The following is a 12,592-nucleotide window of genomic DNA, read 5'->3' on the forward strand; positions in this document are numbered from 1 at the left end:
GGTGAAAATGTTACGCTGAACTCGGAAGTAAAGAGGATAAGGAGGTTTGGCATGTGAGATGGGCACTACCTTGTTCGTCTGTTTCATCGGCTAAGCTGTCAACTGAGTGAAAGGGAAAGAGGTATGGGGAATGAATGAAATTTTAACAATTGCGGGTCTGATCTCAATTGTGCTGGCGGTGCTGTATTTCGTTAAAAAAATATATGATTTTATCGATTTGCAGAAGGTGACACGGAAGGATATCTATGAGAACTATGATATTTATAAAGCAGCTCAGAAGTTTGCTCTCGGTACACCCGTCGATGAGATCAGAGAAATCCTGACAAACAGCTATGAGTTAGACGATAACCAGATTGAAGAGACAATGCTTTTGGCTCTTCCTCATCGGAACGATACCGATGGTGGTTATCTTGCCTTTATCAACGCTGTAAATCGGGTGCTGGAACAAGAGGTTTATAGCTAAACGTCAGAAAGAAGAAAAAAATATGAATCGTCAGGCCACGTTACCTGGTGTTTGCCCCAATCTGGCCGGGAACAATTTCTACAAGCACGGAGTGAAAAAGAAAAATTATTTGTTGCTTTGGCATCCAATCCTGATCAGTAACAACATTTGTAAGATTCAGGAGTAAAAAATGTTATTGGAAGCTTAGAAGGCTTATTCCACTTGTTGAAGACGGAGTGAGCCTTTTTTACATGCAAAAAATTCAACTACAATAAGCAATTAAAAACGGCAAGTCATATATGCAAAGAGGAAGGGAGAATAAGTTCTATGAATTCCATGAAAGCGTTTGACATATTTGAATATCAATCTATAATTATGAACAGAATTGGACCTCACCGAGAAGGAAGTATCCTGTTTTTTCCAACCTGAATCGGATTAAAATGTCGCCAATTTTCAAATAGGTCGCTACCTATGAGGAAGACGATAATTGATAGAGCTGTTGTTCATAAACAGCAAGCTTCATAACCAGGAGCTTGCTCTTTCATTTACCTAAGGAGAATGGGTCGGAATGACACTTAAAAAAAGAATCTTTTTATTGTTTTTTCTCAGCGCGTTTATTCCCTTTATCAGTATATTTGCAATTTCTTACTATACTATTGATTCCATTTTTGCGAATAAAATCAATGATGGAATTAGGAGCAATCTACAGCAGGTAACTTCATCACTGGAAAATTCAATTACCAACCTGAATCATGTTACTCAGCAATTATCATATAGTGGTACATTAGGTAAAAAACTGGATGAAGTTTTGAAGCCTTCCTCCAATATTTTTGAATTAATTGAGGCTAGAGATGAATTAAAGAATGAGTTAAATGTCGTAACGTTTACTAATCCGAATATAGGTCTGACCTTATACTATTTCCAGAAAGAAGGCACTACACAGTTCGCTAACTTTCCCATCAAAGATCGTTTTTCTCCCGAGTCTTTGCCTGTGCTTTCCAAATCATATGGCATTGCGTACTATGGTCCCCATATGAGTATGAACCGATTTGATGATCAGCTCGTTTTATCTGCTATGCGAAAGGTACAGCTGCCTCAAAGGGACGATGTATATATTTACGTCGAATCCGGCTTTCGCCTTACACAGGATATACTGGGTTACAATCAATACAAAGGAGCGTTATCGCATTTAATCCTGAATGGTGAGGGCAACATTGTTTACAGTGAAATTCCAGAAGCGATGAAGGTCGGAGAGAATTTCTCCAGCATATCGAAAGATACTGCAAAAGATGGAATATCCCGTGATTACCATTGGTTTAAGGAGGACTCCAGTCAGAATTGGAGCGTCATATCGGTAATTTCGCAGGCTAAGTATCAACAGGAGAAAAACCAGTGGTTGCTTCAAATATTATTGGTCGCTTTATTTTTTCTCGGCTTTACCGTATTTCTGGCTTGGCTTCTGTGGAAGATGGTTTACAAACCACTCGGTCTGTTCCATTCGGAAATTAACGGAATGTCTCAGAATCCACAAAAGGCAGGCAGCCAGACCCGCACTCAAATTCCCGAGTTTGACTTTCTGTTGGGGGAATTCTCAAATATGCAACATCAAATCGGCGACCTGTTCAAGGAAGTGCAGCAGAAAGAGAAGATTCGTGCAGATTTGGAAGTGGAAAAATTGTTATATCAGATCAATCCTCACTTTCTGATGAATACGCTGGATACTGTGCACTGGCTGGCCGTCATGAACGGACAAGGGGAGATTGACAAGTTGGTGCAATCCTTAAACAAGCTGTTGTATTACAATTTGGGTAAATTAGGGCAAGTATCCACGATGGAAGAGGAAATTGATGCGCTAAGACAGTATCTGGTCCTGCAGCAAATTCGATATGACTTTGAATTTGACGTGCGTATTTCAGCGGATGATCAAGTGCTTCAAATACCTGTGCCTCGTTTTATTTTGCAACCGTTGGTTGAAAATTCACTTTATCATGGACTGAGTGACGAAGGTTTTATTCAAATTGAAGTTACACTTGCCAAAACGCTGAATATTTTAATACAGGATAATGGAGCAGGCATGACCGAGGAAGCGATTCAAAGACTTCTGAACAATCGTATAACTGAACATAAAAAAGTAGGGATGGGCATCGGACTCAATTATGTCCACCGCATGTTGAGGGCACAGTACGGAGATCAAGCACAACTGGTGATCGAAAGTGAATTGGGTACAGGGACAAGTATACTGCTCATACTTCCTATCAAAGGAGAAGATGTCTGAGGATGATTAAGGTACTGATAGTGGATGACGATAAATTAGTACGAAAAGGAATAAGCTCCGCAATGCCGTGGAACGAGTTCAATATGGAGGTTGTAGGAGAAGCAAGTAACGGGTTGAAAGCACTGGATTTTCTGAAAGCCCAACCGGTCGATCTGATGTTGACGGATCTCGCGATGCCGGTGATGTCAGGTATTGAACTGATGCGAGCTGCAAGACAGCTCTATCCAGAACTACATATTGTCGTATTAACACTGCATCAAGATTTCGATTATATCCAGGAAGCGCTTAGGCTTGGGGCCATCGACTATATAGCCAAAGTTCAGCTCGAGAAGGAGCAATTCGAACACGTGCTGCATCGAATACATACCCGGATTGACGAGCTGGCGAATACGAGACGAAAGCTGCCTCTGCTAAGTGAGACCAATGTCCATTATCGCCATGTGTATGCACTTGTTTCACTGGACCGCAAGTCAGGACAGAGCTGGCCGATTGAACTGACATCCAATGTAGACGAGATCCGATGGGAGGTTGAACGGAACTGCTGGATGTGGGCGGCATCCATGGACGTAGAGGATCAGCTGTTCCATAAACTGAAAGAATCCCTGGATCAAGTTCCCCAAGGCGCCTTGCTGGTTATGTCCGATGTACAAGGCCGAACATGGTCGCAAATCCAAAACTGGATTATGAATTATACAGAAACGTCCTTATTCTATGCATACGATCCTTATGATCCTGTCATTGTCGTTTCGATGAATGTAGAGGACTCTTTTCCAATAGAACCGAAGGATGAAGACATGGATCGTATTAAGCAAAGTTGGTTCCTATCACCATGGACCCACAACGACAGTTACTACAACCAACTGATTGAACAGCTCAAATCACTAAGACTGCATAAAGGCCAGCTGATGGGATTACTATACTCTATAGTTATGGAATGGAATCACCTTTTTGCCCAAACTACGCTGGGTAGAATCTCAATGATCCATTCTTTTCAAGCCTGGTATGAGGTAGAAGATTGGATCAAGCAGACCTCTGTGGGCATTCGTAAGTCAGATGAACAGACTTCGTATTCACAGGAAATTGTAGACGCCGTGAAAAAAGCGATTATGATCATGCAAAATGATTTGGATCAAGCTTTTACAGCTTCAGGTCTGTCCCAGCAACTGAACATCAGCCGAAGCTATTTTAGTCAATGCTTCAAGGATCTGATGGGGAAAACCTTTAATGAGTACTCCCGATTTATACGAATAGAGAAGTCTAAAGAGTATTTATTGAATACAAACAACACGATTTTCTGGATTGCGGAGCGAGTGGGTTATACGGATGAAAAATATTTCAGCCGAATTTTTCGCGAATTGACAGGTCTGCTGCCAAGCGAATATCGACACCTCGGCAGAGGGGATAAATAGCGTACTCTCCCAGATGACCAATAAACCGGGCGAAAGAAGGGAAAGCGATGATTAAGAAGATGGCTGCATGTGTTCTTGTCGTCAGCTTAATTGCAGTGACCGTATATTTCAGCAAACCATACTTCCGGGAATCGCCAATGGGACCAACGAAAACAATCTCGGACACTGCCGCTGCCGATCCATTTGGGAAATATGAACATCCCGTTTCCATCCGACTGGGATATGCGGTAGACCCAACAGGCGCGGATCTCTCCGGAGGAGAAACACTTGAGAAGAATATATGGAAAACGGTGATTAAACAAAACCTTAACATTGATGTCCAGGTATTATGGCAGGTATCGAAGGAAAATCTGAGTCAGAAAATCGACCTGGCTATCGCCAGCAATGATCTGCCGGATGCCATGATTGTAAATCAGCTGCAGCTGAACGAGATGATCAAGGCTGGAGAAATTGAAGATCTAACCGAGGCATACAATAATAGCGCATCACCGGAAATAAAAAAAATTATTGATAGCACAAACGGATTGGCTATAGAACAAGTGACCTTCGCTGGCAAGATAATGGCTGTTCCTTCTGTGACAGCGGAAGACTTCAGCATGCTCTGGATTCGACAGGATTGGCTGGATCGTCTTGGACTGAAGCCGCCGAAAACGGTAGATGATCTGGAAGCTATCGCCAAGGCCTTTGTGGAGAATGACCCAGATGGAAACAGTAAGCGGGATACGATTGGCCTTGCTTCAAGCACTGGACTGTATAACGATTTCAACAACAGTGCTTTTTCTTTTGATCTAACCCCAATCTTCGCAGCATATGGATCTTTCCCGGGATATTGGCTGAGCAAAGATGGAAAACCTGTATACGGTTCGGTTCTACCGGAAACGAAGGACGCCTTGGTCAAACTGCGTGAAATGTACGCCAAAGGTCTTCTCGATCCAGAACTGGGTATCCGCAAAGAAGCGGAAGAAACAGTTATTAACGGTCAGGCGGGGATGTTCTTTCAAGGTTTTTATGCTGGGTACTGGCCCCTTCCGAGCGCTTGGCAGAACGAGCCGGAGGCTAACTGGCAAGCATACACACTCCCGCTGGATGCAAACGGAGCATACCATGTGAAGGTGGATAATCCGTCAAGTTCATTCTTGGTGGTACGAAAAGGGTATGCTCATCCCGAAGCGATCATTAAAATTAACAATCTGTACCTTCGTGATGAGTTCAAGTACGGTACGCGTTTTATGCTGGGCCGCAATTTCTTTGCTCCGGCAGATGAAGCACGATATGAATCGAAGGCCGCGCAGGATATTCTGATGGGAACCAAAACACCCGCCGATTTCAAGGACAAGTCTGAATACAAATTGCTGGAAAACTTGGTTTCGACAATAAAACAAACCAAATTGAAGCCTTATGATCAATATGGTATTTCCTATTGGAATGTACACAGCGACAGCTTTATGCGGGGTTATTCGCTTCTTGTAGGCGGAAGAAATTTTTTCGATCCAAACATTCATAAAGTTCGAAGCCTTACCTATATACGAACTCCAGCGATGGAGAAGGCGTGGGGTGAACTATCAAAACTGGAACATGATACATTTTTAAAAATTATTTTAGGCGCTGAACCGATTGATTCATTTGATCAATTTGTCGAGGAATGGAAGGAACAAGGGGGCGATCAAGTGACTGTGGAGGTGACTGCACCCCATAATCATCGCTGAAGACCATCATGAATGTGATACGATAAATTCTATAAGACACTTTTATAATTCCATTAATCAAGCCGACGATTCCTGTTACAGGAGCTGCCGGTTTTTTTGTTCTTCACTTTGATTAGTAAGTAAGGATAGACAAATGTATGTCGAAAGGTAGGATAAATGCTTACAAGCCAACTCTGGCTTTATGTTCTCGAATGAAACCGCATACATTTCTCTATCCAAACAGACGTTCAATCCCTATCTCGATTTGTCTTCTCCGAGCTATATAATGAAAGCGCAAACAACAATGATAGAGAAATATTCATAACGAAGGGGAATCGAATGTGATGAGAACTAAATGGTTCATAAAAAGCAAAATGTTGACGAGACGTCTGGCTGCGCTGTCGATGTCTGCCCTGGTGATTTCAACCCTTGCAGCCTGTGGGGGTTCCTCCAATCCTCCCACTGCGGAGGAAGCGGGCAAGTATGAGGCAACACCGGGAGACCCATTCAGTGCCTATAAAGACGAAATAACCGTAACGATGGGTCGTGTGACTACAGCCAACCCGAAACTGCCGGCTGGAGATACGTATGAGAACAACGCGTATACTCGGTTGGTTAAAGAAACGTTTAACGCTAAGATTAAAGACCAATTTGAAGCCAACGGAGAAGATTACAGCCGTCAGGTTTCTCTCGCCATCGCCTCTGGGGAACTGCCTGACATGATGCGTGTTGATTCCAAGGATGAACTCAAAGAACTGGTTGATAATGATCTGATTGAAGATATGACGGAAATTTACAAACAGTATGCCACAGATAACATCAAGAACATTTACGACTCTTATGAGGGCCGTGCATTAGACAGTGCGACGATAGATGGACGTTTAATGGGGCTTCCGGCTACTTCCCTAGATTCCGCGCCCACCATGGTCTGGGTTCGTCAGGATTGGCTGGATCTACTGGGAATCCAACTTGACGCAGACGGAGACGGGGCCATCAAACTGGATGATGTGGAGAAAACGGCTGAGGAATTCCTGAAAAGAGATCCTGGCCAATCTGGGAAACCGGTAGGTATTCCCTTTGTGAACACCCTGAATACAAGTGACTATAATGCTTCTGCCTATACCATGCTGGGAGTTGCTTCCACCAAGGGTGCATTCCCTCAATACTGGATGAAGGGGAAGGACGGCAGCGTTGTTTATGGCTCGACAACAAAGGAAACCAAGCAGATGTTAGGCGTCATGGCAGATTGGTTCAAGAGAGGCCTCATCGACCCGCAATTTGGAACCCGCACATTTGATGATATTACGGCACTGTACACCAACGGCCAAAGTGGTATTGCTTTTGGACCATGGCATATTCCTGACTGGGGTCTGAGCAGCGTGAAGCAGATGGATAAGAATGCGAAATTCACGGCTTACACTTTGGAGGATGCAGACGGAAAGGTAAACGTGGCACACGCCAATCCAGCCAATCAGTTTATCGTTGTGAGAAAAGGATATGAACACCCGGAACTCGCCGTTAAAATAGTAAACCTTTTCTACGATAAACTGGCAAATGATAAAAATGTAGAAACATCTATGCCAGAAGCCGCCAAGTATCAAGAGAACGGCGTAGACGGTTCTACCAGACCTTTTAATATTGAAGTCAACTCGGCTACTTCGCTGCTGGATGATTACTCTGACATTGTTCGCGGAATTAAAGGGGAGATTAGTTTGGATCAGGTCCGGACAACAGAATCAAAGAACAATATTAAAAGTATTCAAACCTACTTGAGCGATATGGATACGGATAACGTAACAGCCTGGGCGAAATATCACTCGCGTATCAACGGAGTGGGACTCATCGACAAACTGACACGGGAAAACAAATTCGTTTGGATGACACCCGCCTTCTCTGGCACTACACCAAGCATGAAACAGACATGGGCTAATCTGACCAAGATGGAGCAGGAATCTTTCATCAAAATCGTGACTGGTGCAGAATCTCTGGATTACTTCGATACTTTCGTTAGCAATTGGAAGAAACAAGGTGGTGACCAGGTAATTCAGGAAATTGAAGACGAGGCTGCATCCGAAAAATAAACAATCATGAACTGCGAGAAGGGCTGCGATAGCAGCCTTTCTTCAGGAAAGGGGTCCATCCATGAAACAGGGAAATGATAGAGTAAAAGGTCGGTTGGGCACGGGTGCCATGTATCATTTGATGATGCTTCCGGGGATTTTATTTTTACTGGTATTCAGCTATATTCCGATGGTCGGTGTCATTACAGCGTTTCAGGATTATATACCAGCCAAGGGGATGTTTGGCTCCAAATTTGTAGGGCTGAAGCATTTTATTTATATGTTTAAGCTGCCGGACATCGCACAGGTTTTTAGTAATACGTTGGTGATTGCCATTGCCAAGATTCTATTGGGAACAATGATGGCTATCATTTTTTCCATCTTGTTAAATGAGATCCGCATCAAATTCGTTAAAAAATCCGTACAGACAATTGTTTATCTGCCACACTTTCTATCCTGGGTAGTTCTAGCATCCGTGGTTGTTAACATGTTCAGTTTGGATGGAATTGTGAATCAAATTTTGGCTTTTTTCGGTCTGGAGAATATTAATTTTCTCGGCAGCAACACCTGGTTCCAGCCGCTGATTATTGGGACAGACGTGTGGAAGGAGTTCGGTTACAGTTCCATCGTCTATTTGGCTGCAATTACTTCGATTGATCCGGGTCTGTATGAAGCGGCAGGAATGGATGGAGCCAGCTGGTGGAGAAAAGTATGGCATATTACATTGCCAGGCATGCTGCCTATTATCCTGCTCATGGGAGTGATGAGTCTGACCAATATTTTGAGTGCCGGCTTTGATCAAATTTATAATCTGTATAATCCGGTTGTCTATGAATCGGGAGATATTCTGGATACTTATGTATATCGGATTGGACTCGTTGGGCGACAGTATAGCTTCGGTACGGCTGTTGGCCTGTTCAAGTCAGTGATCGGTATTGTTTTGCTATTGTCCGCCAACCATTTGGCCAAGAAATACACCGACCGAAAAATATTCTAAGGAGGCAAAGCCTATGTCATATTCTGTAAGACTAAAAGATCGAATTGGCCGGTTTGTCATCAATGCCATCGTCATATTTCTGGCATTGATCTGCCTTCTTCCGTTATGGAATATCGTTGCGATTTCATTCAGCAGCAGCGAGGCCGTGTCAGCTAATGCTGTAGGTCTCGTACCGGTCAATTTTACAACAGCAGCGTATACGAAAATTATCGATGATGCTCAGTTCTGGCGTTCCTTTGGCATATCTGTTCTACGTGTTGTGCTTACACTTATTCTCAACATGATTCTTATTATTTTAATGGCATACCCGCTCTCCAAGTCGAAAAGGGAATTTAGGGGCAGAAACATTTATATGAATATCATGATTTTTGCCATGCTGTTCAGCGGCGGGATGATTCCGAGTTATCTACTGATCAAAAACCTCGATATGCTTAATACAATTTGGTCGCTTGTTCTACCGGGAGCTGTCCCTATATTCAGTGTCATCCTTGTCATGAACTTCTTCTCTGCTGTACCTAAGGCGCTAGAAGAAGCAGCATTCATCGATGGGGCGAATCCGCTCCAGGTCCTGTTCAAAGTGTATGTTCCCGTGTCCATCCCTGCGCTGGCAACGGTAGCACTATTCAGTATCGTGGGAACGTGGAATGATTTCTTTAGCGGTTTGATCTATATGACCCAAGTCAGCAATTATCCGCTAATGACTTATATTCAGTCCCTTAACGTGAATATTGCCGAACTTCTTCAATCCGGCACCAACTCAGCACAACTCAGCAACCTGACTGAAATTTCAAACAAAAATCTAAATGCGGCCAAAATCGTAGTCGCTGTCATCCCGCTACTGCTCATTTATCCGCTGCTTCAAAAATATTTTGTGACTGGAATTGTTGTAGGATCGGTAAAAGAGTAATTGTATGATGTGACTTGATTAAGATAAAAACACTATGCGTCTATTGGAAAGGTTGTAATGAACAATGGAAAATAAAAATTGGTGGAAAGAAATCGTTGTATACCAGATATATCCACGGAGTTTTCAAGATAGTAATGGTGATGGAATCGGCGATTTGAAAGGAATTGTTTCCCGTCTAGACTATTTGCAGCAACTTGGTGTCGGTGCAATTTGGCTATCACCAGTTTGTAAATCCCCTCAGGATGATTTTGGTTATGATATTTCGGACTATCGGGATATTGATCCGATGTTCGGGTCTTTGGATGATATGGGGATGTTAATTCATGAAGCTGGGAAACGTGACATTCGAATCATAATGGATTTGGTGCTGAACCATACTTCCGATGAGCATCCATGGTTTCAAGAAGCAAAAAAAAGTAAAGAAAATCCGTACCATGACTATTATGTCTGGAGAGATGGCGTTGAAGGAATGCCACCAAACGATTTGGGTTCCATCTTTGGTGGTTCAGCTTGGGAATGGGTACCCGAGATAGGACAATATTATTTACATCTTTTTTCTGTAAAACAGCCGGATCTCAACTGGGAAAACCCAAAAGTCCGACAAGAGATTTACGAAATGATCAATTGGTGGATAAGCAAGGGTGTAGGCGGTTTTCGGCTTGACGTAATTGACTTAATCGGAAAAGAGCCAGATTTGAAAATTACCAGCAACGGGCCGAATCTGCATAAGTATATCAGGGAACTCAGCAAGGAGACGTTTCAAAAAGCTGGAGACCTGCTGACGGTTGGAGAAACATGGGGCGCTACGCCAGAGATCGCCAAATTGTATAGCAACCCGGACGGCAGTGAGTTCTCAATGGTATTTCAATTTGAACATATTAGTTTGGACGAACAAGAGGGGAAAGGGAAGTGGGATCTTAAGCCTCTAGATTTTCTAGAATTAAAAAAAGTGTTGTCTAAATGGCAGACAGAGCTGAAGGGGGATGCCTGGAACAGTTTGTTTTGGAATAATCACGACTTACCCCGGATCGTTTCTCGTTGGGGAGATGACGGAGAATACAGGATAGAATCGGCTAAAATGTTGGCAACCCTTCTTCATGGCATGCGAGGCACACCATACATTTTTCAGGGGGAAGAATTAGGAATGACGAATGTTCAATATCCAATTGAAGACTATCGGGATATTGAGTTACTAAATTTCTACAAAGATAGAATTGAGAAAGGATACCCTGAAGACAAAGTTATGGAGTCAGTCTTTGCAAAGGGTCGTGATAACGCTCGAACACCAATGCAGTGGGACGCTTCCGACAACGCTGGTTTTACATTAGGGAATCCTTGGATTAAAGTAAACCCGAATTATAAGGACATCCATGCACAAGAAAGTTTAAATAACCCTGAATCCATATTCCATTATTATCGGAAACTAATCCGATTAAGGAAAGATCATGAAGTGATCATATATGGGGATTATGAGCTGATATATCCCGAGAATAAAGATTTGTTCGCATACACTCGAACGCTGAAAGGAGCCAAACTACTTGTAGTATGTAATTTTCAAAAATACACAACCCATCTCCCACTTCAGAAAGAGCTGGCAGAGACTAAGCAGCTGCTAATATCCAATTATCCAAGTAACATGTCTGAAATAGAAATGCGCCCTTATGAAGCGAGAATGTACCTTATCGATACACTCAATAAATGAAAAGGTCTCAGCTTTTTAGATTTCTTTTTTTGATGACAATAACCACAAAAAGTAACAAAGGGAGGAGAATTTGAAAAATAGGAAACCAGGAATTAAGAACAAATTTTCGACCGATTACCATGTGATGAGTATAGTTAGGCGACAGAAAAGAAAGCCCGTAAATAAGTGCAGCAAGGGGAAGAATCCATTTTTTAAATCCGACTCCGGTTATTTTTTCAAGTCCTATCACTGCACCGTTAAAAAATAAACACATTTTGATGATCAAGCCAAGAAAAAGAAGCAAGGTGAAAAGGGCATCCATTCGTTCGAACAGATCTGCTAATTCAATCAACTGAACGGTTTCCAAAAGAGGAAGTGTGCTATTGGCGGCGATCTTGGGTCCGAGAACAAAAATATCCAATTGATTAACAAATGTTAGAGCAAGTGCGGTCATTATATAGGCAAAGAAAACGGGTTTTGTGAGATTCCGGCCTTTATGTACAAGCGGATAAAATACAAGAAATAACACAGTTTGTCCGAATGGAAAGGAGATAAGCTCAGGAATAGCGGCTTTAAATATGGGTTTCCATCCTTCCTCTAAAACTGGAAGGGAATTTTCCAAGTGAAAGAGACCAGTTGCCGGAATTAATATACTAATTATGGCGTATCCAAGTACAAAAAAAGGGAAAAGGAACAAGCAAAATAAGAAAAATGCTTTGTAGCCGTAACGAACCGTGTTGGATACAACCACGATTGTGATCAAGATGATGATCCACAAAGGGGTTTGGCGGAGCAAAGTCATTACTGTCACCTCGCCTAAATCGCGTATGTTCCGAGAAGCTTCATATGTAAAATACATCACAAAAAGTAAATTGATGAGTGTACCCACATATTTCCCAGTGTAACGGCGAAACAACATGAACAAATCTAATTCAGGATCTTGATAGTGAATAACAAGATGGAGCTTTAGCAGAAGTAGTCCTGCTAAAGCTCCTATCAACATGACTAACCAAGCATCTTGATTTGCTTCAGCCCCCATTAAAAACAAAGTTGTACTTCCAACTTCAAATAAAGACATACAAATGATCAACTCGGATACTCGGATTTTATTTTGACGCATGGCTTCAATTCACCTC

Annotated in this window: 9 protein-coding genes; 8 read left to right on the forward strand and 1 reads right to left on the reverse strand. The window is 42.5% G+C overall.

Annotated elements, in window-relative coordinates:
- Positions 1–130: 130 nt before the first annotated feature.
- From NSQ68_RS12625 to NSQ68_RS12660, 8 genes are all read left to right on the forward strand, one after another.
- The gene (locus NSQ68_RS12625) at positions 131–463 is read left to right on the forward strand and encodes a hypothetical protein (protein ID WP_342429006.1); all 333 of its coding nucleotides are present in this window, start codon (positions 131–133) and stop codon (positions 461–463) included.
- Between the two features lie 547 nt (positions 464–1,010).
- Positions 1,011–2,717 carry a histidine kinase gene (locus tag NSQ68_RS12630; RefSeq protein WP_307344923.1) on the forward strand — a complete coding sequence of 569 codons (1,707 nt, stop codon included), beginning with the start codon at positions 1,011–1,013 and terminating at the stop codon, positions 2,715–2,717.
- A gap of 2 nt (positions 2,718–2,719) precedes the next feature.
- A complete protein-coding gene (locus NSQ68_RS12635; RefSeq protein ID WP_307344925.1) occupies positions 2,720–4,126 on the forward strand; it encodes a response regulator in 1,407 nt (468 codons plus the stop codon).
- 47 nt (positions 4,127–4,173) lie between these two features.
- Positions 4,174–5,832, forward strand: coding sequence for an extracellular solute-binding protein (locus NSQ68_RS12640; protein ID WP_342429007.1), 1,659 nt, complete (start codon positions 4,174–4,176; stop codon positions 5,830–5,832).
- 323 nt (positions 5,833–6,155) lie between these two features.
- Positions 6,156–7,892 carry a sugar ABC transporter substrate-binding protein gene (locus NSQ68_RS12645; protein WP_307347897.1) on the forward strand — a complete coding sequence of 579 codons (1,737 nt, stop codon included), beginning with the start codon at positions 6,156–6,158 and terminating at the stop codon, positions 7,890–7,892.
- A 61-nt stretch (positions 7,893–7,953) separates the two neighbouring features.
- Positions 7,954–8,868 (forward strand): ABC transporter permease subunit, encoded by a 915-nt coding sequence (locus tag NSQ68_RS12650; RefSeq protein WP_318628316.1) that lies wholly within the window; start codon positions 7,954–7,956, stop codon positions 8,866–8,868.
- A 13-nt stretch (positions 8,869–8,881) separates the two neighbouring features.
- Positions 8,882–9,775: a carbohydrate ABC transporter permease gene (locus NSQ68_RS12655; protein ID WP_342429008.1), complete on the forward strand. Its 894-nt coding sequence runs from the start codon at positions 8,882–8,884 to the stop codon at positions 9,773–9,775.
- A 64-nt stretch (positions 9,776–9,839) separates the two neighbouring features.
- A complete protein-coding gene (locus NSQ68_RS12660; protein ID WP_342429009.1) occupies positions 9,840–11,477 on the forward strand; it encodes an alpha-glucosidase in 1,638 nt (545 codons plus the stop codon).
- Positions 11,478–11,484: 7 nt separating this feature from the next.
- On the opposite strand, the gene NSQ68_RS12665 is transcribed toward NSQ68_RS12660, so the two are convergent.
- Positions 11,485–12,576, reverse strand: a complete 1,092-nt coding sequence (locus tag NSQ68_RS12665; RefSeq protein WP_029515315.1) for a GerAB/ArcD/ProY family transporter — start codon at positions 12,574–12,576, stop codon at positions 11,485–11,487.
- Positions 12,577–12,592: the final 16 nt, after the last annotated feature.

It is taken from the genome of Paenibacillus sp. FSL L8-0158, from assembly GCF_038592965.1.
Taxonomy (GTDB): Bacteria; Bacillota; Bacilli; order Paenibacillales; family Paenibacillaceae; genus Paenibacillus; species Paenibacillus polymyxa_D.